The following is a 26,955-nucleotide window of genomic DNA, read 5'->3' on the forward strand; positions in this document are numbered from 1 at the left end:
TTTCAACTTAGCCAACGCAATCTGATATTTGCAGAGGAAGCTTCAGGAGGAAAAGATTATGCACGTAAGATCAGAGTTTGATCCGTCCAAGATGAATTCACAAACAAACCGAATACCGGCGCCGCCACCAGCAACAGGTGAAGACCTCGTCATCGGTGAGCCTGTTGACACATCTGCGCTCGACGCGGCACTCGTGGTTCGACTCACCTTCGATGGATACAAACTTCGGTGGGTTGCTGCCCAAACCAAAGAGTGGGTCGCATTCTCGGGTGTCGCAGATGAAAGTGCGCGAGAGTCCGAACAGGATATCGGACCGACACCGCAAGGACATTTCACCATTGATCCGGCCGATATCCAGTACCTCGAAGAGGGACCCGACTGGGGGGCGCATAGAGTTCGCCTACAACCGGTAGCCGAAACCGTCACTCGCATGCGGGACTGCTTCAAGCTCATCCGAACCGGGATGTACATTCACGGCGGCGATGTGAAAGGAACGAAGGGCTGCATCGAGCTAAATGATAGCGTGGAGGAGAACGCATTTTTCGTCGCGCTTGCGGCGTATGGCCGCCCGATCGACCTTGAAGTGAAATATGCCGGTGCGCGAGAAAGGGTGTACGAGGCCCCTGCCTGTCCCTACTGATGGTGTGGAACGCGTCCTCCTCAAAGCGGTAGAGCTAGGAGCGGCGGAAGGCGAGTGACTGGCGACTTCTGAAAGTTGAGGTAAGCCATGTAACCATGGCCGCAAGCTATCTCCCTATGAGCAGCCACAGATGATGTTGTTGCGCGAGACGTTGCAGGAATGGCTGCCCGAAGGGCATCTTCCACACTTCATTTTCGACATGATGGACGAGTTGGACCTTGGTGCCATCCATGTGCGCTACGACAAGGGCAGCCCTCGTCAGACTATTACCATGGGTCGGACCATCTCGCGCTTGCGTTGCGGGGATGGCGTTTCACGCCGAAACCGAACTTCCGCGCATCGATGCTCAGGTATGCCACGAGCAGCAACCGCTTTAGGAGGTTGTTCTGCAACGGGTCGAGCTTCTACTGTCAAACCGCACCCATAGGTTTTAACCTATATGACAATGAGGAAAAGGGGCGCCTGCGGACTACCTATCAGACCCGAGTAGAGGCTGAAAACGAGTGCCAGCGGCTTAACTTGATGCGTCTTGAGAGCTTCCTATCAGAATGTGAATCCCTGCAGCCTCTGTAGGCTTTATCGCTAGCCGATTAGACATTCTTTGCTGCCCCCCCTCAAAAAAATAAGGGGGGCAAAGCTCCCCCTAACACGTTATGACTTTTTCACCTGATTCAGCGGGTTCTCAGGGTTCTTTTGCCAGCAAGTATGACCGTGGTTTTTGTCCCAGGTCTTGTTGGTGCCATTGGTACCAGGGTTACGATTGTGGGCGTTTGCCTTGTCATTGTTCTGCTTGGTCATGTTGGTGTTCCTTCCCTCTGTGAGTAGAGAGCTCAGCCTACCAATTGGAAAAAACGCCACCACTGATCGTTTATTGATAAACCGTGATAATCAGTGATATTTCACCATCGCGGGGTTTTGCACAAGCCGAAACCAACTCTTGATGCAGGACAGGGGCGGGGCAGCGCGTACTCCAAGTGAGCGTTTTATCCAACGGATAAGTGGCCGCTTTTGGCTGATTCTGTTGAAAAAGTCGGTCCTTCCAGACTGCCCGCATACTGACTGCTGAAAACGCCTTGCTAGCGCGCAGCTACGTGAAATCTGAGTCCAGAGTCCAGAGTCCTCTGTTCAAAGTAAAGATTTCAATCTCAAGCGCGTACTTTTCAGCTGCGGAAACCATGGCCTCCTTTTTCAATAGAATCGGCTGATTGTTGACTGTCACGAAGGGCTGCAACCGAACCAAGCCGGCCTATCGCGCGACCAGCAGAAAACGAACGAGGCGGGCATCCAAGAACGATCAAATACGGATAATTCATGGCTTCGTGCCATCTGCTAGAGTCAGGAGTGCAACTGCACGCCGATGTGCATGCTTGCCAAGGAGGGGGCTATGTACGACACACTGAAACAGACTCTGGACGCTGAGGGGCTGACGGTCGTCGAGCGATTTGTGTTGCCATCACGCCCGGCGGCTTATGCGCCGGTACCTCCGCTATTAGCCACCACCGCTGTCGGCGCATACCTTGCACTCACTGCTCCCGAAGGTCTTTGGCAGCATCAGGCAGCGGCTCTTGAAGCGTTGGGCCACCAGCGGAATGTAGTCATTCCAACGGGTACTGCATCTGGCAAGAGCCTGATCTTCAGGTCTATCGCATTCCATCGTATTTTGAGTAACCCAAACTGTCGGGTGTTGGTGTTCTACCCGCTCAAGGCATTGGCGAGTGATCAAATGCGCGGATGGCGGGCCATGGCGCGGGCCCTTGGTATGCCAGACGAAACCATTGGCCGGATCGACGGCTCTGTATTGGTAGCACAGCGCGACAACATCCTGCAGAAGGCTCGGATTGTGGTGATGACACCGGACGTGTGCCATGCCTGGTTAATGTCCCGGCTGGCTATGCCGGTGGTAAAGCTCTTTCTCTCCCAACTCGCCATAGTGGTAATGGATGAGGCGCACACACTGGAAGGTGTTTTTGGCAGCAATTTTGCCTATTTGATTCGCCGGTTGCAGGTCGCAAGACATCTTTTGCAGAAGCAGGTCGAGACTCCTCAGGATCTGCAGTTCATAGCCGCTACGGCAACGATCCTACATCCGGATGAGCATTTAGCTTCATTGACGGGGGTTCAGTTTGACGTCGTGCCAGAGACACTTGATGGATCACCACGATCAGAGCGTATTTGTGCGCACGTTGCAGCCCCGCCAGGCGAAGAGATGGAACTTGCTAGGGAACTACACAATATGCTCCTGAACGGAAAGGGAGTTGGCGGGTTCATAACCTTCATGGACTCCCGCAAGGGAGTCGAAATGCTCGCACGCTACAACACTACAGAAATCGAGAATCTCTTGGGATCGGCAGACGTGTTGCCCTACCGGGCGGGGTACGCTGCAGAGGACCGCGAGAAGATTGAGGAGCGCCTGCAGGCAGGTAAATTGCGTGGCGTGGTATCAACGTCGGCGCTGGAAGTGGGCATCGATCTGCCACACCTAACTGTGGGGATTAACGTCGGTGTTCCTGCCACGCGTAAAGGCTATCGTCAGCGACTCGGCCGTGCTGGGCGGGCATCACCCGGTGCGTTTATTATAGTGGCCGGACCGAATGCCTTTACAAGCTACGGGATGTCCTTTCGAGAGTATCACGATCATTCGGTTGAAGATTCCTATCTGTATCTCGACAACCGGTTCATGCAGTTCGCACATGCCCGCTGCCTAGTGGACGAACTCGAGGCGCTTGGCTCCGGATTAACCCTACCACTCAAGGCAAGTTGGCCAGAAGGCTTTCAAGAAATATACGACTGGGCCAAGCCAGGCGGTAATCGCCCTCCAGCGTTTGACGCAATCGCACAGATTGGAGGGGACGCTCCGCATTACAGTTATCCACTGCGAAATGTCGGCGAGCTTAATTTTCGTATCGCGCAGGGAGATGGTGCATCTGCCGTTGCCATAGGTGAGGTCAATGAGCTACAGGCACTGCGAGAGTGCTATCCGGGGGCAACATACTGGCACTTAGGCCGAGCCTATGAAGTCCAGGCGTGGCAGACGAGCGGTTTTACCGGCCCACTTATTCGCGTAAAGCTGGGGGCTCCGAACCGATCGACGCGCCCAAGGATTCGAACCTGGATCAACGCAGGAGTTACTTCGGTCGATCTTCTGGAGGGACATTATCTTCGAGGAGAGCTTGGGTTTATTGCCGAATGTCAGATGCAGGTGACACAAAAAGTAGAGGGCTACGATGACGTGAGTGCCGGTGTCTATCGCCCGTACAGCGAGTTACGACAGGGTAATCCAAATATGCGCGCCCGTATTCGGAACTTCCGGACCAGTGGCGTACTATTATGTATCGCTGAATCTTGGTTCAGTAACGGTGAGGCAAAGAGTCGATTCGTAGAGCGTCTGAACGCTGTATTTGCCCGCGAGTACAGTATCCTTCCGCAGGATGTCGGCTGCGCAGCAACTAACATTTCGGTGAGATCCATTAATGGCGGAGGACTGCGTAGCGACTGCATTGTGGTATTTGACCAGGTCTACGGCAGCTTGCGACTCACTGAGCGTCTTTACCTTCACTTCGACCTCCTGCTAAATCGTTTGGAACGCGCGGCGTCGGTCGAAGCTGAGTCCGGCGACGAAGATTTTCTCTGTGATGTCCGAAAGGTCCGCGACATCTTTGACTCATTCGCAACTGCATCCAGCGAGTCCTTGCTCGAGGCCGCTGGCATGATAGGTAAGCACATCCGCGTATTCTCCCCAGAATCACGCGTTAGCTATCGTGAGAACGGAAAAATGGGGTCGGAAGTTGAAATCATTCGGCCGACAGTTATGAATGGAAAATTGATGTACCAGGTCAAGTGCTTTTTCAGGCTATCCACCAGTGTCTCGACTAATGTCTCGACCAAGCAATGGGTTGCTGCGGAATATATTGAGCCCACCGCTGGCGATGGTGAGTGGGACCAGGCTTGGTGGAACTCGGAGTCTGAGGAGTATGAAGATCCTCCTGGCTCATTAGGCGAATTAGCGAATGTTCAAAACTAACCGAGTTATCTTCTCACGGGATGATTGATGACGCTCTAGAGTGCTCGGAGCAGACGGTGGTGTGAGCACACTGTCAGCCGGTAGAAACCGCTAGGCGCCTAGGTAGGAGCGATTAATCAAGAGTGGACAAGTGCACTTTGCCGGAAATGAAGCTAAGAATTAATGGATGTCATTCGGCGTGTCACTTATCTGCGCTTTTGGTATCTAGCCATCTTTATCATTAGTTCCTAATGCAGGTAAGGGAGTGGATCAGTGACTGGGTACAATTTTGTCGTTGACAGGCGATACACGAAGGACGATATCTATCGTATTTGTAGGGTTCCAGTCGAAAAACAGAAGGGAAACTGGAACACCGGATATACCAACTGGCAAGGAGATTGGTTCATATTCTGCAACATAGGAGCCGCCGGGCGAACCGGTCACGACTACAATAACCGATTCGAAGACAGCCAATTGCACTGGTACGGAAAGACTAGATCACACCTCGGTCAAAGCACCATTCGGAGTATGCTAAGACCACCTGGCAAGATACATGTCTTCTACCGTACCGATGATAGAAGCCCATTTAATTATGTGGGTGCGGCTACTGCAGTAGCGTATAAAAATACCATCCCCGTCCAAATAACATGGGGGTTTCAGGAATCAAATAAGCCTTTCTCATCTGTTCAGTCTGACAGCCAGGGTGTTTGTGCATCAGAGCCCCTTGAAGGAGGAGAGACACAATTCCCCGAGGAAATCATAAATCCTGGTGTTTATTCAGAGGGGGCGGTAAAACAGATTTCGGTTAATGCCTATGAGCGAAGCGCAAAGGCAATAGCTGCATGCAAAATACACTATGGCGCAACTTGCTTCGTTTGCGGGTTTGATTTTGGGAAGGTGTATGGCGAAATTGGAAGAGGGTATATCCACATCCACCACTTAACGCAGATTGCAGACGTTGGCAGAAAATATGAAGTTGACCCGGTAAAGGATCTGCGCCCTGTTTGCCCAAACTGTCACGCCATGCTCCATCAAAAGCGTCCGCCCCTTAGCATTGAAGAGCTGAAATCGCTACTAATTCGCAGCTAACAACTCACCGCTGGCACGACAGCCCTGACGGGCAGCGGCCTTGATTCAGCCGTTAGCAAACCCGCATTGTGCAGCCTCCAAATGACCGCTTTTGGCGATTGTTGCCCGTTGTCAATGGCTGAAGGCAGTCTGTGTATGCCGTCAACGGACGAATTAAGCAGCGCGCCTTGTGACCCGCAGACGAAGTCACTCCGGCGCCATCAGCACCGCGAGTGTCATATTGATAAACTCTTCGTTCCTACTGATTGCTTCTAAGGCGCCGCGAACGTTATCGGCGACTTCTGCGGATCCGCGCTGCTCGACCCAGAGTGTTAGCTCCATGATGGCAGCCTCGAGGGCGAGTTGGTTTTGATTGATCTTGAAAAGCAGGGAAGGGAGCAGGTCTGAATTAGGCATTAGTTTTCCTCCATGAGAGGACAGCGTAGCAGCAGGAAAATTTGAGGCGACCAATTGTCTATACATTACGATCAGAGCCCATTCAAAGGCGCGTTACCTGAGTTTTACATCGTCGGCTGTGAAAGTCCGTTCAGCATTAACTAGGGATTGCGCTACTGATCGTCAATTACTCAGACCACCAACCTTTCTCTACTTGTCCGTAGTGTGAACCACTGAACCAGCTTTCTATCTGTACGTCCAAGGTGGTGATTAATGGCACATTCTCCTGCAGAGGATCCAGGAGATCAGCCTGCTTGCGAGCCCAATCGATCCAGGGTTGTGCCATCTCTGGGTCTGCTGATGGGGCAATTTTCAGCCGATCTTCTACCGCTTTTATGAAGGCTCGTAAGCGCTCGGCGCGCTCCCATCGCTCTGTATGTTTAACGAGGCTTAGTCTGAGGCGACGTTGAGTTTCTGTGGTACGGGCTCGTTCAAGACGTCGTCTTTCATCTTCAGCCCATTCACGATCTCTTGCCTCCTCTTTCTCTCGGAGGTCCTTGATAGAAAATGATGCGGAACTCAAGCCCGCCAGGATGCTAGATAGTTTTTTCTCTAGCGGTGCGGTCTTGGTGTCCTTCCAGTTTTTCCGTTCTCCGTAATCCATCCGCGCTTCGATCTGAAACGTCAGTTCACCCGTTGAGGTCCATTCAAACTGCGGGCTTCGCAGGGACATGAAATTAGGCTCCCATGGAGCACCAGGGCGGCGTTTTGGGGGCGGTGGTGGTATCGGGTGTTTGTCTAATCGCTCCATGAGTCGCACGGCTATGGGCTCATCGTTGACCGTGACGATTGTTTTTCCTTCAGCGTTGATCTTCCATGAATAACCTTCAGCCTCACCCTCTTTGATCAGTGCATCAAAAAGGATTGCGCAGCGTTCGATCAATGTCGACGAGACCATCACATTCAAGACACGCTTGCCCGCGTAATCGAGGTAACCCTCCTTGAGCTTCGACGCTTCTGCAGTCTTTAGCCATTGGCTCATTAGCGCGTGAGGCTCAGTCAATTGAGAGGGGGCTGCAATCGTTCGCCGGGTTACTGGTGAGTTCGAATCAGTGCCAGTCTTGCCGGGCAGAGTGTCACGGTCGAGAACCTGGAATCGGACCTTGCCTTCGATCTGAGGAGGCTTGGGTTTGCGTTGTCGCTGCTTTTCCGATTTTGCCCAGTGGCCACGGCCAGGGAGAGGGATGCCGGCTTTGCGGCAAGCTTTGGCGACGGCGACGTCGGAAACACCAATGTCGTGGGCCAATTTGACCATGGGCGTTTGCCATACTTTTTCGAACAGTTCCGCAACGGTGAAGCTCACGAATGTGTACATGCAGTCTGTCACCTTTGCTTATCGCGAATTTAAGGTCACAACACGGGTTGTCGCGGATGTTAAATTCCGGAGAGCTCTGGGTGCAACAGCCCTATGAGGGTGTCAGCGTCTCTGTCGCCGCGTACGCTGGAAAAGACAACATCGACTCGTTTGGCGTGTGCTCGTAAGTTGAGGACAGCACGGCACTGAGTCGATCGCCCAACAGGTTCCAGGCACACTTCTTCTCTTCGGCATAGTCGTGATGCAGGTAATGGCGCCTCACCCGCGAGCCCGCCAGCACATGGTTTTGGCAGCGGTCGATGACGTCCAGGTTGACCCCCAAAGCCTGCATCATGGTCGCGCCCGTGCGGCGCAGATCATGCGGCGTCCAGTCGCCGTTTTGGCCGTCGGCAAGGACCAGCGTGTCGTCGTGACGCCGTCTTGAGAGGGCCTTGCGGTTTTTGAACCGGGCTTGGCGATCGCCGACCTGTTTACTCACCACCTTTACGTCCACATGCCCATCATCCTGCTTGTTCGGAAAGCACCACTGGGAGTCTCCCGTCAGGGTCTTGAGTTCCTGAAAGAAATGCAGGGCGAAGGGGGAGAGGAAGACATGGTGGTCCTGTTTCTTGCCCCGGGTGCCTTTGACGTTCTCGCTGGGGAGGAACCAGGTCTGCTGGTCCAGATCGACATTTTTCCATTCGGCCTGCAGCAACTCGCCAATCCGGCACAGGGTGCCCAGGCTGATCCAAAGCGCGAGTTGAGTTTCTTTTTTTAACGGTCGAATGCCGTCGTACTTTTGACCAGCGGGGAGGGCGTTGTAATCGGCGGTCATTTGCTGGAAGCGGTCGTGCAGTTCCAACAGCTCAGCCGGGGAAAGGATGCGGCTTCTTTCCGCTTCGTAGTCGGCAGGGATCAACGGGGAGATGTCGACCAGTTCAGTCGGATCACCCTCAACCAGTAGCGCCCGCCAAGGTTGGCGCTTTCTAGCCCAGCTGAACATCTGGGTGAGGTCGGCGAAGAAGCTGATGGCTTGCCGGTGAGCGCCGCGGTTGACCACGGCCCGGATCAGCGCCCGAACATCATGCTCGGACACACTGCTGACCGCTGTCTTGCCGAGTGCTGGGTAAAGGTCCTTATTAAAGCGTCGTTGCAACTCGGCATTGCCGTCTTTGCGCGCGACGCCATCCAGCAGCCAAGCCTTGGCCAGATCCTGGACGGTCAGCGTTTGGACCTTCGTCGTTTTTACTTGTTCAGCCTCTACGTTAGCAGCGGCGTATGCCTGTGCCTTGGCGGTTTTCTTGTGTTCGTTGGGATTGATCTGCTCATCAATGAGTGCCCTGGCCTGGTTACGCGCCTTACGGATGTCCGTCAGGGATTTGCGCGGCCATGAGCCGCAGGAGTACTCTTTGTTCTGGTCGCCCCACCGATAGCGATAAAAAAAGCTGACCGACACACCGTCCTTACGGACGGAGATTCGACCGGCGAGATTGCCATCCTCCCTGAGGATCCGGCCGGCATCATTGGCGGTCAGCGACTCGAGTTCCTTGATGGTGATTTTGGCCATAAAATGGGTTCCCCCTACTTTTACCCCCACAAAAACGTCGGCTCTTGATGGACGTTCCTGGACTCTCGTAGAGCAGAACACCGCTGGAGCTCAAGTAAATACTAGCTTGAAAAAATCCAGAGTAAAATTTTGGAATCTTTCAAGAAGTATGAAAAAGGAGATGGGGTGCTAGGGGTCGAGTGTTCGAATCACTCCGTCCCGACCATATTTCGTAAGGGGATCAAGCACTTAGCGGCTTGATCCTCTTTCTCGTTTCAGGTCTGCGCAAAACCCGCGCAAAACTGGCGCAAAACTACCCGGTGATTTCGCTGATATTTAGGTCCGGAATTGCCTCGGACCAGACGATTTCCTCGTGGTCCCGCTGGTAGTTTTTGGTCATGCTTTCGCTCGAATGGCCTGCGATTTTCTGCCCATCCTTTCCGGCTTTCTTGTACAGGTGCAGCGACAGCGCCCGCACTTCATGGAAGCCTGGCATCTCCTCTTCCTTCCACCCCTTGTAGCATTCCGCCGCTTCCCGGGCGTCCTTGAACGCTCGAGTCAAATACCTCTCTTCAATCTTTGTCCAATGGTCCTTGGTCTGCGCCTGCTTTTGTTTCAGGCGATCAGGCTTGCGGTGAACCAGGTATGGGGAAGCAATATCGTCCCGGCATCGACTGATGACTGCCTGCAACTCCGCGGTCACCCGAAAGCGAATCCACGCTGCATCGCTGGCCTTGGCCGTTTTCTTCTGCACTACGTACAGGTAACCCTCCCGAACGCCATCGAAGCGCATGTCGAGGATGTCGGTTCGGCGCTGGGCGGTAATCAGGGCCAAGTCGATTGCGTTCTGCAGCCAGGTTGGAGACTTCTCTCGTATGGCTTTCAGTCCCTCGACGGTATGCCGCTTGCGCAGCTTCTTCTCGATGCGATTGATCGTGCTCGCCGCGGGGTTGTCCGGGCACAGGCCTTTGGCCGCCGCGTGGTTGAAGATGTCAGTCAGCAGAGCGCGGCACTGGTTGGCCGTGCGTGGGGTGAGAGCGTCGAGCATTTCCGCGACCATGCGTATCGATATTTGGTCGACGGCCTTGCCCTCGAATTGCTTGCGGAAGCGCCGGAAGTGCACCGCGTACAGATTGAGCGTGCCCTTGGCCAGCTCGCGCGGCGGCAATACATCAGCTTCGTACCTATCGAGGAAGGTGGCGAACGATTGGGATGAAGCGGTCAACACGGAGCCGACAAGGTCAGCGCCGCGCATAAACTCTAGGTTCAACTGCTTCGCTGCGTCGATCGCCTTGATGCGGTCGGTGCCGAACTGAAACCACTTCCCGTCGGTAGGCCGCCGGTAGCGATAGGTCGATCGCCGCGCATCGAAGTAAAGGTTCTGCGGAAGGCTCTTGTTCGCAGTGTTGCGCGGCCTTGGCGCCATCATGCAGCTCCTTTCAATACCATTGCCACCAGGTCGTTACCGCCTGACCGGTTGAATGCAGTCCAGTCAACGTACCAGAGTTTCCCGATCTGCTCGCCGGGCACCATGCCGTTGCGGATGTGATTGCGAATAGCCTGAGGGCAGGGCGGGGTTCCGTTCTCTCCCCAGCGCCGGCGCTGAAACTCGCTGATCTTTATCAGTTCTCGCTTCATTGATTACCTCTGCCCTGGTAGGGCGTAGATGGTTTATGCCGCGCGTGGCGGCAAAAGGAAGGGATCAGATGATTGCGGTCAGTGTCTGACTGCCGTCGGCATGGGTAGTGGTCATGTGCATCGGCAATCCGCAAGTACTCACGCCAGAGCGGTTCGAAAGGGATGACTACATCCCATGCGCACTGGGTTGTGCCATAGGGAAGATCGGCCAGCACCATGTCGACGCTGGCATCAGCCAGGCGCTCGTTGATGTAGGTGGTGTAGTCGTGACGCTTGAGCACCGCTTTGAACAAGTGGGCGATGTAACCGCGGCCGCCTGCTGAGGTTGAAAGGTCAAACTTAGGATCGATGGCTTGGTTTTCTGTGGGCATGGGGCGACCTATGCCGGGTCATGCCCGGGCGGTGGAGAGGGTGGATTCGTGGATAAAACCCAAGAGGAACTGCAGTTCGCGGCCTGCAAAAATTCGGCTATCAACCAAGCCGGAGCGGTACCGCATGAAAAGACTGACTGAGTGGATAAACCTGATCGCAGCCGTGATACGCCTGATCTACGCGATTAGTCGTACTGGCTGGCTTTGAGCTACGATGCGGCCTCCTCAATAGGATCACCACATGACCAAGCACGATATTTATGACGAGCACGAAGGCTTTCGGCTCTGGAACTACATGGAGTGCGAAACGCTGGAGAGCGGCCAGGAGGTCTGGCGGATCAACGTCGAGGTGAAGCGTGTTGATGAGGTGGTGATTCCGGTAGGGGCTGGTGACCAGACTTACTCTGACCGTGGGCTGGCGCAGGTGGCTGGTCGGGAGCTGGGAGCTAAACTGGCGGCGGAATGGCTTAATACTTTTGACGCAGAAGCATCTTGTTGAAATGACGTCTAATCACGGCCTTGGTTTCGGTGCCGCTCGAGATATTTCCATGAGATGTCTGCTTAAGTTTGAATCTCAGATATGATAGGTGCAGGTTATTTTTTGGGTGGCGTTCGGCTATCATTCCGCGCCTGAGTCAGCAGTCCGTCGCGGAGCGACATGGGGCGTCAACGAGGGTGGTATCGTAACAATGGCGCAAGACAAGAAGCCGGGTGCTGAAAAGCGAAAAACCACCATCGTCATCAATGAACGCCTAAAAATTCCGGATGACGAAGGAAATGGGCAGCTAAGGATTTTGGTTACTCAGTATGATGATGGTACTGTGTGTTCGTACAGCTATGCTTATATCAACAGAAGTATCTGTTCTGAAGATAACGGCCGCGTTTTAGGGTATGACAATAAACACGGTCAGGATCATAAGCACTTCATGGGGAACATTACTCCTGTGAAATTTGTCTCATTGAAACAGATTAGTGATCTTTTCAAAGCAGAATGGACGAAGTACCGAACCATGAGGAAAGCAGAATGAAAATCGTAAGGCATGAGACCGAGAGCGATTTTTTTGACCGTATCGAAGCGCTAGCCCTCAAAGTGGATAAGGGAGAGCGCATCGAGCCTCATGAAGGTATTAGCTTTGAAAGCGCCGAGGAAATGTCGACTTTTCTGAAAACTGAAAATGACGCTGTGGTTGTCATATCGTCATCAGAGGTAAGAAAGCCGAGTAAGTCTTCTAAGAAAGCTGCAGTTGGCCTGAAGTCACGAATAAAGAAAGGTGTGGTTTGCATTCAACCGCTAGCTCGCAGTATTGATAATAATAAGGCTATTCAATGTTATTATGAAGGGGCTACGGCGCATTTTGATTATCTTAGAAAGACCTTTCTTAAAGGGTTGCCCAAGAGGTTTGAGACGGCTGGGTTAGTTCGGCATATACATCCCTTACGCGCAATGATTGCCCGCCATGATCGAGAAATTGTGAACCTAAACTCTTTAAGTATTTCCCATTTTGAGGAAACGTCTATTCATGAGGGGCTGTTGTTGTTGTACACAGTCGCAATGGAGGTTGAGTCTTTGCTTGCAGTAGAAGATCGTGGTGAAGAACATTTCATCGTAGAATCAAAGGCTTACAATGATTGGTCGGCTGAGTTCTCCCATAATGATATTGTCGGTGAACTTGTCGCTTATCAGCATAGCAAGAGCGTTGCTGGTTGAGTTTTTCTGAGTTGGCTGGATAGTAATTCGGCCAACAAACCAGGTTTGATTGTTTTCCTTGTTTTCCTTGTTTTTTGTGCTGGGTAAAGTTTTTTAATGCGAGCCAGCCTGTTAATTTTTTAGGTTGCCTTGCAATGCACTTAAATTTTAAGTCGTGCAAATTCCTACAGTTCAACTTGTTTTTTATGATGCTCTCTGCCGTGGCAATGAGTGCTAAACCCTATTCATTCTATGCCAATCAAGCGGCTTTATTTTGGGGGATAGCCCATATAGTCTGGTCGAACACCGCACGTGACGATGGCATGCAAAGAAATCGTTACTTCGGATCGAAGGTGCCGAGTGTCAGCTTGGCGTGGGCACCGACGGCAGCGTCCAGAACAGACTTGAACTCTTGCGCGATCTCTTCACGCTGAACCTCCTCGCCAACCCAACGCAGTTTTAGCACCGGCTGTGCGCCGCTGGTAATGACCGACACGCGGAAAATGAAGTCGCGAGACTGTAGGCCTTCGAAGGGAACCGCCAAGAACACCAAGTTCGCCGGCAAGGTCTCTTTGCTTCGGGCTTCGATCTGATCCATCGAGCTGCGGCAGGCGCTGGTCTCGCCTACAGCGTGCTCATTTTCCGAAGACGCTTTGATCGTGATGGTTCGAACAGCGGCGATTGCTTTCACGATGCTCATGATCTCGCCGGCTTCGCTGGTCGCGCTGAGAACAGTGTTCCAGTCCTCGATCCAGTCGCTCAGATCTTTCTGTGACATGGCGCGTCCGTCGATTGCCTGAACGGCTTTATAGCCTGCTGTTGGCTTGAGCTTCAGCACGGCGCGGTCGTCGGCGTGGCCCGGCGCCACATCTGTGCCGATATTAAACATCAGCACGCAGGTCATTTCGTCTTGATCAATGAATCCTTTTGCACCCTGTACGTTGCGGTCGGCTACGTGTGCGCCTAAGTCAGCAAGGGAGCTGGTCGAAAGGGTGCCCCTGAAGCGAGAGCGGCCTGCCTGGTACTTTTCGAGGTTTACGACCTGGGCGCCGTCGGGCAGAACCACCGTTATTGTTTGGGTCGGAAGCGACTTGCCAGCGGCTTCGAGTGCGGTATCAGTAATGAGCTGGATAGCTTCTTTGGTGAGGGACATTCGCTAGTTCCTTTGGGGGTAGGGGGTTAGGTGCGGGGAACGATTGGAGCTTGTTCGCGGGTGAACAGTTGGTCGTGTTTCTCGGCAAACAGCGAAATCTTGCCGCCAGAACCGACGTGCATCGGTGTGTCCAAACTGGTGTTCTCGCTGCGGGTACCGCGCTTGGTCGGCACTTTGTAGTCAAGCTTGTGCTTGATCTTCACCTGGCTCGATTCGCCGATCTGGCTGAAGTCCAGGGTGATCACCAACTTGCCGGTCTTGCCGTGGTCAACGACCCCAGCAGCTACTTCGGAAAGGGCGTGGCCGATCTGGCTGGCGAAAGCGCCGCCGTTGAGTTCTTCGAGGAACTCGGCAGTATCTGTTGCAATTGGCATAGCGGTAACCTCGGGTAGGCGCCGCCCTCCGTTACCGGATGCGGTGGCGTGAAGTGTGTTTGTAGGCTATTGGTTGATTGCCCGGCATGGAGCCGGATCAAGGAGAGCGGTATGGACTTTGCGGAACAGAGTGAAGTGTCACAGTCCCTTCGGGTCGTCCACGGACTTTTAAGCAGTGGGATATTTCATCCTCAGAACGCCGGCCACGTGTTTTTCAGATCAGCTTTCATTGACTCGCTAATATCTCTTCGTGCGCTCATGTACAAATCTGAGCGTTACGCAAAACGCATTTCTTTTAATGACGATGTCTTGGTCGCGGACAAGGTCAAAGATGTAACCGATTTGATCAAATACGTTCGTGACGCCGTCTGCCACCCTGATTCGGACAATCACAAGATCGAAGGCGGAAGCATTGCTACTTTCAATGTGATTTTTGGGAAGGGCTGCTTAATGCAAATAGGCGATTTCAGGCAAGAGTCGATATACGAAGATGACATCTACTTCACTTTTGGCGGCCAGGGTATTTACCTTAAAAGACATATCATTCGGGCCTACAAAGAGGCAAAGGAGAACCTGATGCCTCTCATTGACGAATGGCAGCGCCCACGGGACCTTTGAAAGGTCACATCAATACTCGATGAAATTGGCAGGGTTGATCAGATCTCGCTACCGGTCTTTGCAAACTTCTCAAGCTGTCTCGACCACTTTTCATTAACAACGATTTCAGGTCGCGACATGATGGCGAAGCGGGTGGATTCTTCAGCGGGCGCGAAGGCTAGGTTGATCAGGAACGTGGACACCGTCTCCCGCCATTCCTCGAAGTCGTGGCGCTCGCCCAGTACTTGTCAGCCACAACTCAGCAATCTGGCGCCGCCCTCCGTGACCGGATGCGACAGTGGTAAAGGCGGGGGAGTAGTGTTTGATGGCAGCTTTGTTTATCGGAGGGATTGCCGGTGAAGGTCGTAAAAAAACGAGGAGCCACCCTTGCACTCCTAACACTCTTGAGCGTTTGGATTTTTGCGCTCGGGACATCGCTGTTATGGGCGGTAGTAGGGGTTTGCAAGTATTACGGAATGGAGCTTAAGGGCGGCGATTGGGTGCAGGCAGCTGCTTCGCTAACCGGAGTAGGAGCAGCGATTTTCATAGCTAACTCGCAGATGCGGCGCGATATAAATAAAAGCAGGTCAACGGATGAAGTGGCTCTGGCTGCACTATCTCAAATTGCAGTTCTATCGAGGCTTTACGTTGAGCGGCTCTATCACGCGGTTTCGCCTAATAATAGGAGCCAGTGGCATGTTGAACAGGTACAGAGCATGCACCGAACCCTCATGGGCATTGACGTGTTAACGCTACCCAACAAAAATATGGTTGATTACGTGATCCAGCTTAGAGGGATGCTTGAGTACGCTCTGCATAAAGCAGAGGAAACGGTCAACTTGATGGACAACGCGTCTGCCATGGAGGCCAAGGAGCAGATAAACGCTGCTGCGCTGATCATCCAAGGTGTGGTCATCAACTTGCAACTCTTGGATGAATGACTTCATCCCCCGGGTCTTGTTGAATCATCAACATGCTTTTGTGATGGAAAATCCGCGACACGTTTTCCGGGATTACGTATTCGTGTCGCGGCGGGCTCAACAGCGGGGCGGACTTTTGAGGCCCTAACGTATGAAGATGATGAATCATCAGCGTGATCGCTTCGCCCTGTTCATCGATTCCGCTCCAGTCCATCAGCTCAACAAGGGCTTGGCGCGTGCCGGGCAGGCGGGATTGACCATCAGCAACTGAATGCACAACAGATTACGCAGATGTTTCCGGCCTTTCGGGTGCAGCCAGACATGGAAGGTATTGTCGAGGAAGGCGCTTACACGATTGCAGCCGACGCCAGCAGGCTGCACATGCTCAATCTTGCCGTGCGTAGTGGTGCCCAGATTCGTTTCGGAAGCCATGTTCTTGAAATACATCGCAGCGAAGGCAGGCTTTTGATTCGATTGTCTGATGGCGAGGTCATCGAGACGGAGCGGGTCGTGCTAGCGACCGGCTGCACCTTGACCGATAGTTTGATCCCCGACTTGGCCGGATTGTTGCGCCCTAAAAGCGTTCCGATTTATTGGTTCAGTCCCAGGCCGGGCAGCGCCGACAGCTTCAAGAATTTTCCGGCTTTCCTGTATGAACTCTCCGATGGCCGCTTGCTGTACGGTACCCCGCAGATCACTGAGACCGAGCCCGGGATCAAGATAGGTTTTCATAACAGTCAGCAAACGGATCTGGATATGGCTACCCAACTGGAGCCCGTCAGCCGCTCGGCAAGGGAGGAAATCGCCGAGTGTGTGGCAGCGCTTTTTCCGTCCCTGGACCCAACGCCCTATGCCGCTAAAAAATGCGTCTACACCATGAGCCCGGATGAGTCGTTTATCCTGGGGGAGTCGACTCAACTGCCGGGTGTGCTCTATGTGTCTGCATGTTCGGGGCACGGTTTTAAATTCGCAACGGGGTTGGGGGAGTGGCTGTCCTGGGCGGTTCTTGGCGAGTCGCTGCAGCACATTGCCCCGGCTTTCTCCAAAGCTCGCTTCGATAAGGCCGGGTGAGCTGTCACTGGTCTGGGTGCGGTCTGTTTTTGCTGTCAGTGATTGATTGGAGCTGACTGGTCAGCACCTGGCAGCAATGCCTCAACGAGCTGATGAAATTGTCGACCAGCGGCGAATAGGGGCGATGCTGCGGGCGAACAACACTGACGGTGTACGGAATGGAAAGTGACAGCCCGCGAATGGTCAGCCCAAGTTTGGCGTAGGCCAGTGCTGTGAGCGGGTTGATGATTGCGATGCCGACCCCTAGGGCCACCGTCGCGCAGACTGCCGCTGCGCTGTGCGTTTCAACGACCAACTGTCTTTTGATTCCGAGGCTGTCGAAAAAACTGTCGATCTTGTTGCGATAGGGGTCGTTGGTCGCCAGAGAAATAAAGTGTTCGCCTTCAAAGTCCTCGGGGAACAGGACGGCTTTTTCACACAGTCGGTGGTCGGTGGGCAAGATGCAGACAATGTCCGACGTGAAGATGGTCTCCAGGTCTGTGCCACGGGGGGCAGCAGTGTCCTCGATAAGCCCCAGATCAAAGCGCTGTGAAGAAAGCCACTCGTTGAGCAGGGGAGAGTCCTGGGGAGTGATGCTGACTCCCACTCCGGGGTATTGATCGAGGAAATGTTTGCAGACAGTGGGCGCCACGGCCTGGGAGAAAGCAGGCAGGCAAACGATGGTGATTTGCCCGTGCTTGTACTGGCGAATGGCGTCAGCCGCTTTGGCTATCCGCTCAAGGCCAAAATAAGCCCTTTTGACTTCGTCGAAGAGCATCAGCGCTTGTTCGGTCGGGATCAGTTTGGCATTGGCGCGTTTGAACAACGTCAACTGGGTCACCGACTCAAGCCTGCCCAGCTCTCGGCTGATTGTCGGCTGTGAGGTGCGCAGCAGGGCTGCGGCGGCTGTCGCGCTACCTGTCGTCATGACCGCCCAGAAGATCTCGATATGCCTGAAGTTCAACGTTGCCATGGCGATCCTTGCCTCAGTGATGGGGAGGGTTTAACCATATCAGATATGAATCGATACTGAGTAAATTGATATTTTTAATCTGACTGTACGTTGCAGATAATAGCCAGCAAGCAAGTTCAGTACTTAAGCAAGTGCTCTGGATTATTGGTGGTTATGGATAACACGATGAATTACAGAACGTTTGGCAGGCTTGGCTGGAAAGTCAGTGAAGTGGGTTATGGCATGTGGGGCATTGCTGGCGGCGAAGGAGGCTGGACCGGCTCTGCCGATGAACAAGGCATGCAGGCTCTGCAACTGGCTGTCGATAAAGGCTGCAACTTTTTCGATACCGCATGGATATATGGCCGTGGGCACAGCGAACACATGCTGGGCCGAGTGCTCAAGAGCAATCCCGATAAAAAGATTGTCGTTGCCACAAAGATTCCACCAAAGAACAGGGAGTGGCCTTCCAAACGAGGCGATCGGCTCAATGATGTTTTCCCCTCCGATCATATTCGAGAGTTTGTTGATAAGAGTCTGAACAATCTGGGAATGCACTCTATTGACTTGATGCAGTTTCATGTCTGGGAAGACGACTGGGCACAAGATGAAAGCTGGATGCGGGTGATTGATGACCTGAAGTCTCAGAAGGTTATTCAAGGCATCGGCATCAGTGTTAATCGGTGGGAGCCTGACAATGTCATCAAGACACTGGAGACGGGATTGATTGACAGCGTTCAGGTTATTTACAACATCTTTGACCAGGCCCCCACGGACCACCTTATTCCTGCCTGCAAAAAACACAATGTGGGCGTGATCGCCAGGGTGCCGTTCGACGAGGGGTCCTTGACGGGGGTATTGACGAAAGAAACCGTGTGGCCGGAAGGCGATTGGCGTAACAGTTACTTTGTTCCGGAGAACCTGCACGCCACCGTCGATAGAGTCGAGGTGTTGAAAAAAGACATTCCCGAGGGAGTGTCACTGGCTGAGTGTGCATTGCGCTTCATCCTTTCGAATCCGGACATTCATACGGTTATCCCCGGCATGCGGGCGATAAGGAACCTTTCGCAGAACCTGGCGTGTTCATCCAAAGGTCCATTGGACGCCGAACTTCTGCAGCGTCTTGCAGGTCATCGCTGGGACCGAACGCCGACAGAGTGGTCGCAATAACATTTCTTACGAAGTGTCTTCTATCTTGATCAAGGGAATGTCATGAAAATTTCAGAGTTGAAGAACCGCAAAGTAGGCGTGTGCTCATCGGGTGGCCTGGTCAGTCTGTTCATCAGCCAGCTACTCGAGAATGAGCAAATTGATTTCGAGCAGTTCATTGTTGATATCGGCCAGCCCAATGAAGAGGCCCATCAATTCTGTACCCGTAATATCGATCTGCTCAATGCCGCCCATGTTGTCGACTTGAAGGAAGATATGGCGACTGAATGCCTGAACGCTGTCAGGGCGCAGGCGCATTACGATGGTGGCTACTGGAACACCACCGGCATTGCCCGTGCCGTCACCGTCAAGGGGCTGGTCGCGGCGCTTGGCGCCAAGGGATGCAACGTCCTGGCCCACGGAGCCGTACACGGTGGCAACGACGAATTTCGCTTCACCTATTACCTGAATATGTTTGCCCCGCAGATCATGCCCTATTCGCCGTGGCAGGACAGTGCGACGGCTGAACGCTTCAAGACCCGTAGCGATATGGGCCGGGCGGTAATAGACAAGAACGAACAGTTGTTGCGTGACAAGGCAGCCCATTCGATCGATGCCAATCTCGGCGGCGTGTCCCATGAGAGTGTTGAGCTTGAGTCCATTGCCAACTCCCCGGACAGCGTCCAGCCAATCATGGGGGTGCGCCCGGAGCAGGCGCCCGCACAGGTAGAACGTTGCACCATCCGGTTCGAAAAAGGTTACCCGGTGGAAATCAACGGCAAGGTCCTGTCCCATTATGAAGTGGTGGCGTTGGCCAACGAAATCGCCGGGCGCAATGGTGTCGTGATCAAGGCAGTGCTCGAGAATCGAATGAATGGCACGAAAGGGCGGGGCACGTATGAGTCACCCGGTCTGGATTTGATCGCCACGGCATTGAAGAGCCTTTATCAGGCGACTGTCGATAAAGACTCCTGGGAAGTCTTGCGTTTCAGTTCGACGTTCATTGCCCGGCAGACGTATGCCGGTCGTTTGTACGATCCGGCCACTCAGGCGGCCTTCAAAGCGGTGAATGAGTTAGTGCAATGGGCCGATGGTTATGTGGACGTGAAGTTATACAAGGGCAGCTATCTGGTTGACCGTGTTTACAACTACAGCCGGAATCGATTCACGGCGCAGCAGTATCGCTTTGCCCATGGCGGGCAACGCTGGATCACCGAAAACATCCTTGAATCTGCCTGATCCGACTGACGATTCACATGAGCGCAGGGATACCTTTGCTGTGCTCTTTCAGTTACCCGAGCTGAGCGATCAAGGGAATGACAAACAAGTTAGTGATCTTGTGGGCGCCGCCGCGCTCGCTGTCAACGGCGTTCGTGCGAATGATTGAAGCCAGGGGCGATTTCACGGTACTGCATGAGCCGTTGTGCGATTTGGCTGCCGGTCATGTTTTTACCCATGAAGTACAGGGTGAAACGCACCGGATAGATTCGCCGGACAGGTTGTTCGCGCACGTCAGAACGTTATTGGACAAGGGCAATGTGTTCATTAAAGACACCTGCGAATTTTCTTATGCAGGGTTTATCGATGAAGGTGCTTATCCGGACGACGCGCACCATGTGTTCATGATCAGAAACCCCGAGCAAGTCATCAACTCGCACTATGCAATGAACCCGCAGTTGACCTCACAACAAGTCGGCTACCAGCACCTTGATGCGTTGTACTGCGCCGCCAGAGCGAGAGGCGTACATGATCCGGTCATTGTCGATGCCAACCAGTTAGTGCTGGCTCCACAAAACGTTATCGCGGACTTTTGCCGCAAAGTAGGCATTGAACAAAAACCCGAATCCTTGCAGTGGGAACCCGGTCATCGCCGAGTGTGGGAGCGCACTCGGCACTGGCATGAAGATGCGGCCCAGAGCACCTCCATAAGACCGGTCAGCAAGCACTATGCGGTACGTGTCGATAACGACCCGCGCTTGAAGTCCTTCTATGACGACAACCTGGTTGTCTACAAGAAGTTCCTGTCTTACCTGTGATGTTCAAACTGAGTCGAGACGCTGTTTCGTTTTGAGTGAGGCGCTGTATGTCGAAAAATCTTGGCTGGCACGCTGGAGCGATCCTGCCGCACATGCGTTCGCGGCAATTACGTCAGCAGCCTTGCGCCTTGTGGTTCACGGGCCTCAGCGGGGCCGGCAAGAGCACAGTAGCGAGGCTGGTGGAGGTGAAGTTGTTCGAGTTGGGGTACGTCACGGTGGTGCTCGATGGCGACAACATTCGCCATGGCTTGTGCCGTGACCTGGGGTTCAGCGCCGATGACCGTATTGAAAATATCCGGCGCGTGGGGGAAGTCACCAAGCTGTTTCTGGACAGTGGAATCATTGTCCTCGCGGCGCTGATATCGCCCTTCGAACAGGACCGCAGTACGGTTCGGACGTTGCTGGGAACGGACTTCATCGAAGTCTTCGTCGACACCCCGTTGGCGGTGTGTGAACGGCGTGATCCCAAAGGGCTGTATAGCAAGGCCAGGAAGGGTGAAATCACGAATTTCACCGGCATAGACTCGCCATACGAACGCCCCGTGGCCCCCGATATCCTGATCGGAGGGACATCGCAGAGCCCTGAGAGCAGTGCCGACAGCGTTATTGCTTATTTGCACGAGAGCGGCAGGTTGAATTGATTTGTCGACGCGTCGCCGTACGACTGACATTAAAAAACATGCAATGACTTTTTAACTGCCGGGTTTTCAGAGAGGTTCGAATGGACGGTTTCAGCTACAAACAAGGTGTTCTGCATGCCGAAGGGGTGAACCTGGACAGCCTGGCTGAAAAGTTGGGTACACCCTTGTTTGTTTACTCATTGAGTACCTTGGCGTCGCACTTGCAAAACATGCGCGATGCTTTTTTTCTGATTGACCCGCTGATTTGTTTCTCAGTCAAAAGCTGCAGCAACTTGAGCATCCTGAAGTTTCTGGTGGAGCGCGGCGCGGGTCTGGACGTCGTCAGTGGTGGCGAAATCTATCGAGCCCTGCTGGCCGGTGCTCGCCCCGAAACCATTGTGTTTGCCGGGGTGGGCAAGTCTGCGGAAGAAATCAAATATGCACTGGAGTCAGGCGTCTACCAGTTCAATGTTGAGTCTGAGGGGGAACTGGCAAGGATTGATGCTATTGCGGGTCAGTGCGGCTGCAGGGCCAGGGTTTCTATTCGGATCAATCCCGACGTTGCTGACCGTGATACCCCGCAAAAAACATCTACGGGAGGACGTCAGACCAAATTCGGCATTCCGGTGACGCGTTCGGCGCGGCTTTACGCAGAGGGTTTGTACAGCAACGTCGATGTTGTCGGAATCCATGCGCACATTGGCTCGCCTATCCATGACAGCGCTTCCTATCTGGCTTGCATTGACGTCATCGAGACGCTGTTGGATGAGGTGGAACAGGCGGGCGGCACCGTCGATACGATCAATATCGGTGGTGGTTTTCCAGCCATATACGAAGCCTCCCATTCCAATAGCATTTCGTTGCAGGAAATGGGCAGCGTCATTTCTCACCGATTGCTGGGGCTCAAGGCGCGCGGCCTGCGGTTCGTGATCGAACCCGGTCGCTCTATCAGCGCCAATGCCGGCGTGCTGTTGACCGGCGTCGAATACATCAAGGATGGCTGGGACCGTCAGATCGTCATTGTCGATGCCGGCATGAACATCTTGCTCAGACCCACGCTTTACGGTGCCCACCATGCCATGTGGCCGATCCGATATGGCGATTTCAACGGGCACTGGACGCACGCGACCAATCCTTCGCAACCCCGGCCAGACGGGGCATTGTCGCCGGTGGATGTGGTTGGGCCGATTTGTGAAACAGGGGATTTTCTCGCGTTGTCGCGTCCGCTGCCGACGCTTTCGGAACATGACACCCTGGCCATTTTTTCGGCGGGTGCCTACGCGATGAGCATGGCCAGCCAGTACAACTCGAAAGTTCGTCCGGCTGAAGTGGTGGTCATGGGCGAGCACTATCAAGTCGTGCGCCAGAGAGAGCGCTACGAGGATCTCGTTGCCAGGGAAATGGACGGCATTGAAACAGTCAAGTCTGATCCTAAAAGTTTGAAGCTGGTTAAGTAATCCTCTGTTGTTTGATTAAGGCGGCTGGAAGTGACTGTGGACAATGAAACGTTTTGGCTTGTTTTTTTATTTTCGGCACTCTTGTTGAATATTTCCCCAGGGCCCGACCTGCTTTACATCTTGTCGAGGACGATATCCTCAGGAAAAAAAGTCGGTATCGCCTCGGCGCTGGGGGTCTGTAGCGGTGCCTTTGTCCATGTGGTTCTGGCGGCCTGCGGTGTCAGCGCTCTAATTGCCGCTTCGGAAAATGCCTTCGATGCACTCAAGTATGCCGGCGCGGCTTATTTGCTCTACTTGGGCGTGAAAAGTTTCATGCCCTCCACGGGGTCCGTTCATGATCAGGACAACGCGCAGGTCAAGCAATACGGTGTATGGCAAGCCTACAAGCAGGGCATTCTTATCGACGTGTTTAACCCGAAAGTCGCTTTGTTCTTTCTGGCGTTCCTGCCTCAGTTCGTTCAGCCGTCCATGGGGGCTCCCGCGCTACAGATCTTTTTATTAGGCAGCCTGGTAATCCTGGTTGCCATCGTCGTTGAAGTTTCGTTCGTCCTGGTGGCAGCCAAAGCCACCGAAAGGCTTCGCACCCACCCCAATGCTGGACAGTGGCTGGATCGAGTCATGGGCGCAGTTTTGATTGGACTGAGCATACGTTTGGCCACCACCGTCAGCTTGTGATCCGTGTATCAGCAAGCCTGGGATAGTTTGCAAATAAAGGGATTTATTTATGTCTGGCGCTCCCCTGAGTACTGCCTTTGGTTTTGATGTCGAGTTGTCTTGCGACGTCCTGGAAATGGTTTTGCAGAGTCACTCGACAACGCCGGATCACATTGCCGTTGTGAGCGGCACCGAGCGTGTCAGCTACCGTCACCTGATGCTTATGGCCAGCCATAACGCAGCGTCTCTGGAGGAGGCTGGATTGCAGGCGGGGGAGTGCTTGTTGTGCGGAGTCGATGCAGGTGTCGAGTTACCGGTGGTCTGGTTAAGCGCGATGATGGTCGATGCCGTGCTCATACCGATCGACTTGTCCTGGCCAGCCAATCGCATGGCCGCCGTATTGGCCAGTACCCGTGCCCGGTTTGTTTATGTGCCCGGAGGTGAAGCGCCCAGACCCGAGCTTTGCGGCCTCACTTGTCTGGAGGTCAGCACTGACTGTGACGGTGCGACGCTGTCACCACGGACATCGCGCAGCAGTGCCAACACTAACCTCTATGGTTTCTTTACATCAGGCACGACCGGGATGCCCAAATGTGCCTTGAATCATCACGCCGGGGTGGCCAATCGATTCCGCTACATGAGTCGCTACTTTGGCGATGGGCATGTGGTTTACCAAAATAGTGCGCCGCTGTTCGATTCCTCGATCTGGCAACTGCTATGGCCTCTGACCAGTGGCGGCACAACGATTATTCCGTACCGGCGTGAGCTGTGGGATCTGGACTGCGTTGTCGAGCATATTCGTCGTCACCAGGTCACGATGACGGATTTTGTACCATCGCTTTTCAAGGTTCTTGTGCGGGCGTTGGAGCAAGGGGCAATCTGCCCATCTCACTTGCGGAGCCTGCAGTATCTGCTGATCGGAGGTGAGGCCATTGACCCGGTTTCCGTCCATTCCTTTCGCCGGATCCTGCCCGGTGTGCACATCATCAACACCTATGGGCATACGGAAGCCTCTATCGGCATGGTGTTTCACCAGGTGCGTGATACTGATGCCGGAGCTATTCCCCTGGGACGCCCGATCGACAATACCTACGTGCGAATCGTCGGGCCGCAACTGGAGGTGCTGCCAGACGGCATCGTCGGCGAGGTGGTGGTGGGGGGAATCTGTGTGGGCAACGGTTATCTTAACGAGCCCGAGCTGACGGAAAAATCCTTTGTGCCAAACCTGTTTCCCGATGTGCCGGGGGCTTTCGTTTATCGAACAGGCGACCGGGCGCGGGTGCGTGAAGACGGGTTGCTGGAGTTTCATGGACGCCACGATCATCAAGTGAAAGTGCGGGGCGTCAGAATCGAACTCGATGAGGTGAACGCGCGTTTTCGCGAAGCTTTTGTCCAAGTGCGCGATGCCGCGGCAGTCGTCGTCAACGCTGCACAGGGCGACGCCACGCTGGCATTGGCCTACACCGCAGAGCGTGCGATCGATGTCTGTGAACTGCGAAAAGAACTCGGTCGGCTTATGCCCCTGACGCACATCCCACAATACTTTCTGCACCTGCAAACGTTGCCGGTCAGTCCGAATGGCAAACTGGATTACACCGCCATTGCAGCCGCATTCATCGGGAGCTGGCAGTTTTTCCAGGCGCCCACCCCGGCCGTCTCGGCGCAGGATCAGTTGCTTGAGTGCTTTCGTCAGGTGCTGTTGAGCGATTGTTTTTGTCAGGACTCGAATTTTTTTGAGTGGGGCGGAGATTCATTGGCTGCTGTTTCACTCAAGGTCTTGATAGGCGCGCGCTTCAACCGGACTTTGGCCTTACAGACCCTCTACCGTCACCCGACACCGCTGAGCCTTGGAGCGGCATTGTTCGATGGTAACGCCAGCATCAAAGCCATTGAAATGGCGCCTTTGTACAGCCACACCTTGCGACCTTGGGGGCAGTCGCAGAGGCGCATCCAGGAAATTCTGCTCACTGGAGCGACCGGTTTTGTCGGTATCCATATTCTGGAGCGTCTGCTGACCTCTACCGCGTTGAGGGTGACGGTACTTTTGCGCGGTGACACCCTTGAGTCAGCCCAGGCGCGGTTGATGTCCATCTACGCCAATGCCTTCACCGGAAGAGTATTGGATACCACCAGACTCAAGGTTGTCCTCGGGGATCTGAGATCACCCTGCATCGGCCTCGATCCGCAAGAGTGGATACAACTGACCGAGAGCGTGGACGAGGTCATTCATAGTGCCGCTGAAGTGAATTTCTTGTCCGAGCCTTCCCATCTGTATGCCGCTAACGTGCAGGGGACTGCCGAGTTGATCCGGTTTTGCAACGAGTCGACCTTCAAGCGCCTGCACCATGTTTCCTCGTTGGCGGCCAGATGCTCGCTCGATGGTCAGGTCGGGGTGACGGGAGCCGAGTTGGATGAGCATGCCCGGTCGAACGGGATCAATGGCTACGGCTATACGAAATACCTGGCGGACCGATTGATTCGGGACGCCCAGGCGCAAGGGATGCGAGCGAAAATCTATCAGATCGATGATGTCTTGCCGTCGGTTAGCATGGGCTTCAGCAATAAAAAATCCCTGGTTTACCTGTTGCTGAAATTATGCCTGCGACTCGGACAGGTGCCCGCAGGTTACGGGTACATTGGTTTATTGCCGGCAGACCGTTTGGCCAACTGGATTTGTCATTTTGTCGCGGCGCCCGAAGCCTTCGATTTGCTGGCACAACAAGTGGATGTCACGGCCATTGAGTTTGTAACGTTCGAGGCGTTGGTGACCCATTGCGCCAATCGCTTAGGCATGTCGGTCAGCGTCGTCGATCACTGTGACTTTGTCGCGCAGATATCGGAGCGTGCGGACTGCGAATCGATGCTGATTGCTGGCATCCTGGCGGCCGACACTTCGAAGAGGGTCTTGTTTACTGACCCTTCGGATGTGAACTTGCGTGAATCGAGCCGTCAGCGACTGGGTCTGACCCAGTATCAGGAACTGATGGTTACGCTTTCGGAATTTGAGCCGTTTTTGGAACGGTTGGCGGGTGAGTTGGTTTAGTTTTTTTAACGGCTAATGATATGAAACTGTTCAGGCCCGGCAGATCTTCAACCGATACTGCGAGCTGAATCCACAGATTCCGGAGGAGATGGACGCAAGATTTCTGGGTGCCAATGTCCCCCGCAGGAAGTTTGCCGATGGAGGGCAGGGATGGACCTGGTTGACGGCTCGTCAGGCAGTCTTCTCCAACTATTGTCTACTGGGGGTTAGCTTATAGCGACTAGCCGAGCGCACCGAACAAGGTGATCAG

General features: G+C 53.9%; 27 protein-coding genes. 16 read left to right on the forward strand and 11 right to left on the reverse strand.

Features of this window, described 5'->3' with window-relative positions; translation table 11 throughout:
- Positions 1–58: 58 nt before the first annotated feature.
- Entirely contained in the window at positions 59–640 is a 582-nt protein-coding gene (locus tag PMI28_RS01330; protein WP_007992513.1) for a hypothetical protein, read from the forward strand.
- 651 nt (positions 641–1,291) lie between these two features.
- On the opposite strand, the gene PMI28_RS30845 is transcribed toward PMI28_RS01330, so the two are convergent.
- Complete coding sequence (locus tag PMI28_RS30845; RefSeq protein ID WP_007992514.1) at positions 1,292–1,438, reverse strand: hypothetical protein; 147 nt, start codon at positions 1,436–1,438, stop codon at positions 1,292–1,294.
- A gap of 586 nt (positions 1,439–2,024) precedes the next feature.
- Here PMI28_RS30845 and PMI28_RS01325 point away from each other — a divergent pair.
- Together PMI28_RS01325 and PMI28_RS30200 are read left to right on the forward strand one after the other, a co-directional pair.
- Complete coding sequence (locus PMI28_RS01325) at positions 2,025–4,661, forward strand: DEAD/DEAH box helicase (protein ID WP_007992516.1); 2,637 nt, start codon at positions 2,025–2,027, stop codon at positions 4,659–4,661.
- Positions 4,662–4,913: 252 nt separating this feature from the next.
- Positions 4,914–5,729 (forward strand): HNH endonuclease, encoded by an 816-nt coding sequence (locus tag PMI28_RS30200; RefSeq protein ID WP_007992517.1) that lies wholly within the window; start codon positions 4,914–4,916, stop codon positions 5,727–5,729.
- A gap of 186 nt (positions 5,730–5,915) precedes the next feature.
- On the opposite strand, the gene PMI28_RS01320 is transcribed toward PMI28_RS30200, so the two are convergent.
- From PMI28_RS01320 to PMI28_RS01295, 6 genes are all read right to left on the reverse strand, one after another.
- Entirely contained in the window at positions 5,916–6,125 is a 210-nt protein-coding gene (locus PMI28_RS01320; RefSeq protein WP_007992519.1) for a hypothetical protein, read from the reverse strand.
- Between the two features lie 166 nt (positions 6,126–6,291).
- Positions 6,292–7,479, reverse strand: coding sequence for a hypothetical protein (locus PMI28_RS01315; protein WP_007992520.1), 1,188 nt, complete (start codon positions 7,477–7,479; stop codon positions 6,292–6,294).
- A 91-nt stretch (positions 7,480–7,570) separates the two neighbouring features.
- Complete coding sequence (locus PMI28_RS01310) at positions 7,571–9,025, reverse strand: tyrosine-type recombinase/integrase (protein ID WP_007992523.1); 1,455 nt, start codon at positions 9,023–9,025, stop codon at positions 7,571–7,573.
- A 292-nt stretch (positions 9,026–9,317) separates the two neighbouring features.
- The gene (locus PMI28_RS01305) at positions 9,318–10,430 is read right to left on the reverse strand and encodes a phage integrase Arm DNA-binding domain-containing protein (RefSeq protein WP_007992525.1); all 1,113 of its coding nucleotides are present in this window, start codon (positions 10,428–10,430) and stop codon (positions 9,318–9,320) included.
- Positions 10,430–10,642, reverse strand: coding sequence for a hypothetical protein (locus PMI28_RS01300; protein WP_007992527.1), 213 nt, complete (start codon positions 10,640–10,642; stop codon positions 10,430–10,432). The genes PMI28_RS01305 and PMI28_RS01300 overlap by 1 nt, the downstream gene beginning before the upstream one ends.
- Positions 10,639–11,013 carry a hypothetical protein gene (locus tag PMI28_RS01295; protein WP_007992529.1) on the reverse strand — a complete coding sequence of 125 codons (375 nt, stop codon included), beginning with the start codon at positions 11,011–11,013 and terminating at the stop codon, positions 10,639–10,641. Before PMI28_RS01295 ends, PMI28_RS01300 begins: the two co-directional genes overlap by 4 nt.
- A 241-nt stretch (positions 11,014–11,254) precedes the next feature.
- Here PMI28_RS01295 and PMI28_RS01290 point away from each other — a divergent pair, with 241 nt between their 5' ends.
- The 3 genes from PMI28_RS01290 to PMI28_RS01285 all read left to right on the forward strand — a co-directional run bounded on the left by PMI28_RS01290 (position 11,255) and on the right by PMI28_RS01285 (position 12,721).
- Entirely contained in the window at positions 11,255–11,512 is a 258-nt protein-coding gene (locus PMI28_RS01290; RefSeq protein WP_007992531.1) for a hypothetical protein, read from the forward strand.
- 88 nt (positions 11,513–11,600) lie between these two features.
- A complete protein-coding gene (locus tag PMI28_RS0129005) occupies positions 11,601–12,041 on the forward strand; it encodes a toxin-antitoxin system TumE family protein (RefSeq protein ID WP_238540723.1) in 441 nt (146 codons plus the stop codon).
- Positions 12,038–12,721, forward strand: coding sequence for a hypothetical protein (locus PMI28_RS01285; RefSeq protein WP_007992534.1), 684 nt, complete (start codon positions 12,038–12,040; stop codon positions 12,719–12,721). The genes PMI28_RS0129005 and PMI28_RS01285 overlap by 4 nt, the downstream gene beginning before the upstream one ends.
- 316 nt (positions 12,722–13,037) lie before the next feature.
- Here PMI28_RS01285 and PMI28_RS01280 read toward each other — a convergent pair whose 3' ends face one another.
- Positions 13,038–13,853, reverse strand: a complete 816-nt coding sequence (locus PMI28_RS01280) for a DUF2303 family protein (protein WP_007992536.1) — start codon at positions 13,851–13,853, stop codon at positions 13,038–13,040.
- 26 nt (positions 13,854–13,879) lie between these two features.
- On the reverse strand, positions 13,880–14,227 hold the full coding sequence (locus tag PMI28_RS01275; protein WP_007992538.1) for a hypothetical protein: 348 nt from the start codon (positions 14,225–14,227) through the stop codon (positions 13,880–13,882).
- 111 nt (positions 14,228–14,338) lie between these two features.
- Between PMI28_RS01275 and PMI28_RS01270 the strand changes: the two genes are divergently transcribed.
- On the forward strand, positions 14,339–14,845 hold the full coding sequence (locus tag PMI28_RS01270; protein ID WP_007992540.1) for a hypothetical protein: 507 nt from the start codon (positions 14,339–14,341) through the stop codon (positions 14,843–14,845).
- 38 nt (positions 14,846–14,883) lie between these two features.
- On the opposite strand, the gene PMI28_RS30440 is transcribed toward PMI28_RS01270, so the two are convergent.
- Positions 14,884–15,027 carry a hypothetical protein gene (locus PMI28_RS30440; protein WP_238540724.1) on the reverse strand — a complete coding sequence of 48 codons (144 nt, stop codon included), beginning with the start codon at positions 15,025–15,027 and terminating at the stop codon, positions 14,884–14,886.
- Between the two features lie 153 nt (positions 15,028–15,180).
- On the opposite strand from PMI28_RS30440, the gene PMI28_RS0129015 reads away from it, so the two are divergent.
- Together PMI28_RS0129015 and PMI28_RS01265 are read left to right on the forward strand one after the other, a co-directional pair.
- A complete protein-coding gene (locus PMI28_RS0129015) occupies positions 15,181–15,765 on the forward strand; it encodes a hypothetical protein (RefSeq protein ID WP_086805316.1) in 585 nt (194 codons plus the stop codon).
- Between the two features lie 246 nt (positions 15,766–16,011).
- A complete protein-coding gene (locus PMI28_RS01265) occupies positions 16,012–16,815 on the forward strand; it encodes an FAD-dependent oxidoreductase (RefSeq protein WP_338010083.1) in 804 nt (267 codons plus the stop codon).
- Between the two features lie 4 nt (positions 16,816–16,819).
- Here the strand turns inward: PMI28_RS01265 and PMI28_RS01260 are convergent, their stop codons facing one another.
- Complete coding sequence (locus PMI28_RS01260) at positions 16,820–17,767, reverse strand: LysR family transcriptional regulator (RefSeq protein WP_007992549.1); 948 nt, start codon at positions 17,765–17,767, stop codon at positions 16,820–16,822.
- 165 nt (positions 17,768–17,932) lie between these two features.
- On the opposite strand from PMI28_RS01260, the gene PMI28_RS01255 reads away from it, so the two are divergent.
- The 7 genes from PMI28_RS01255 (at position 17,933) to PMI28_RS01230 (ending at position 26,705) form a co-directional block, all read left to right on the forward strand.
- Positions 17,933–18,916, forward strand: coding sequence for an aldo/keto reductase (locus PMI28_RS01255; protein WP_007992550.1), 984 nt, complete (start codon positions 17,933–17,935; stop codon positions 18,914–18,916).
- A gap of 42 nt (positions 18,917–18,958) precedes the next feature.
- A complete protein-coding gene (locus PMI28_RS01250; protein WP_007992551.1) occupies positions 18,959–20,134 on the forward strand; it encodes an argininosuccinate synthase domain-containing protein in 1,176 nt (391 codons plus the stop codon).
- Between the two features lie 77 nt (positions 20,135–20,211).
- On the forward strand, positions 20,212–20,931 hold the full coding sequence (locus PMI28_RS0129020) for a sulfotransferase family protein (RefSeq protein WP_007992552.1): 720 nt from the start codon (positions 20,212–20,214) through the stop codon (positions 20,929–20,931).
- Between the two features lie 47 nt (positions 20,932–20,978).
- Entirely contained in the window at positions 20,979–21,572 is a 594-nt protein-coding gene (gene cysC / locus PMI28_RS01245) for an adenylyl-sulfate kinase (RefSeq protein ID WP_007992553.1), read from the forward strand.
- Between the two features lie 80 nt (positions 21,573–21,652).
- Positions 21,653–23,008 carry a diaminopimelate decarboxylase gene (gene lysA, locus PMI28_RS01240; RefSeq protein ID WP_007992554.1) on the forward strand — a complete coding sequence of 452 codons (1,356 nt, stop codon included), beginning with the start codon at positions 21,653–21,655 and terminating at the stop codon, positions 23,006–23,008.
- A gap of 36 nt (positions 23,009–23,044) precedes the next feature.
- Entirely contained in the window at positions 23,045–23,683 is a 639-nt protein-coding gene (locus PMI28_RS01235) for a LysE family translocator (RefSeq protein WP_033063621.1), read from the forward strand.
- Positions 23,684–23,732: 49 nt separating this feature from the next.
- A complete protein-coding gene (locus PMI28_RS01230; RefSeq protein WP_007992556.1) occupies positions 23,733–26,705 on the forward strand; it encodes a non-ribosomal peptide synthetase in 2,973 nt (990 codons plus the stop codon).
- Positions 26,706–26,955 lie beyond the last annotated feature (250 nt).

It is taken from the genome of Pseudomonas sp. GM48 (genome assembly GCF_000282335.1).
GTDB lineage: Bacteria > Pseudomonadota > Gammaproteobacteria > Pseudomonadales > Pseudomonadaceae > Aquipseudomonas.

Bases quoted from the DNA above. Each gene is read 5' to 3' on its own strand.
- PMI28_RS01330 (WP_007992513.1), top strand. From the start codon at position 59: ATGCACGTAAGATCAGAGTTTGATCCGTCCAAGATGAATTCACAAACA.
- PMI28_RS30845 (WP_007992514.1), bottom strand. From the start codon at position 1,438: ATGACCAAGCAGAACAATGACAAGGCAAACGCCCACAATCGTAACCCT.
- PMI28_RS01325 (WP_007992516.1), top strand. From the start codon at position 2,025: ATGTACGACACACTGAAACAGACTCTGGACGCTGAGGGGCTGACGGTC.
- PMI28_RS01320 (WP_007992519.1), bottom strand. From the start codon at position 6,125: ATGCCTAATTCAGACCTGCTCCCTTCCCTGCTTTTCAAGATCAATCAA.
- PMI28_RS01315 (WP_007992520.1), bottom strand. From the start codon at position 7,479: ATGTACACATTCGTGAGCTTCACCGTTGCGGAACTGTTCGAAAAAGTA.
- PMI28_RS01310 (WP_007992523.1), bottom strand. From the start codon at position 9,025: ATGGCCAAAATCACCATCAAGGAACTCGAGTCGCTGACCGCCAATGAT.
- PMI28_RS01305 (WP_007992525.1), bottom strand. From the start codon at position 10,430: ATGGCGCCAAGGCCGCGCAACACTGCGAACAAGAGCCTTCCGCAGAAC.
- PMI28_RS01300 (WP_007992527.1), bottom strand. From the start codon at position 10,642: ATGAAGCGAGAACTGATAAAGATCAGCGAGTTTCAGCGCCGGCGCTGG.
- PMI28_RS01295 (WP_007992529.1), bottom strand. From the start codon at position 11,013: ATGCCCACAGAAAACCAAGCCATCGATCCTAAGTTTGACCTTTCAACC.
- PMI28_RS01290 (WP_007992531.1), top strand. From the start codon at position 11,255: ATGACCAAGCACGATATTTATGACGAGCACGAAGGCTTTCGGCTCTGG.
- PMI28_RS01285 (WP_007992534.1), top strand. From the start codon at position 12,038: ATGAAAATCGTAAGGCATGAGACCGAGAGCGATTTTTTTGACCGTATC.
- PMI28_RS01280 (WP_007992536.1), bottom strand. From the start codon at position 13,853: ATGTCCCTCACCAAAGAAGCTATCCAGCTCATTACTGATACCGCACTC.
- PMI28_RS01275 (WP_007992538.1), bottom strand. From the start codon at position 14,227: ATGCCAATTGCAACAGATACTGCCGAGTTCCTCGAAGAACTCAACGGC.
- PMI28_RS01270 (WP_007992540.1), top strand. From the start codon at position 14,339: ATGGACTTTGCGGAACAGAGTGAAGTGTCACAGTCCCTTCGGGTCGTC.
- PMI28_RS01260 (WP_007992549.1), bottom strand. From the start codon at position 17,767: ATGGCAACGTTGAACTTCAGGCATATCGAGATCTTCTGGGCGGTCATG.
- PMI28_RS01255 (WP_007992550.1), top strand. From the start codon at position 17,933: ATGAATTACAGAACGTTTGGCAGGCTTGGCTGGAAAGTCAGTGAAGTG.
- PMI28_RS01250 (WP_007992551.1), top strand. From the start codon at position 18,959: ATGAAAATTTCAGAGTTGAAGAACCGCAAAGTAGGCGTGTGCTCATCG.
- PMI28_RS0129020 (WP_007992552.1), top strand. From the start codon at position 20,212: ATGACAAACAAGTTAGTGATCTTGTGGGCGCCGCCGCGCTCGCTGTCA.
- cysC (WP_007992553.1), top strand. From the start codon at position 20,979: ATGTCGAAAAATCTTGGCTGGCACGCTGGAGCGATCCTGCCGCACATG.
- lysA (WP_007992554.1), top strand. From the start codon at position 21,653: ATGGACGGTTTCAGCTACAAACAAGGTGTTCTGCATGCCGAAGGGGTG.
- PMI28_RS01230 (WP_007992556.1), top strand. From the start codon at position 23,733: ATGTCTGGCGCTCCCCTGAGTACTGCCTTTGGTTTTGATGTCGAGTTG.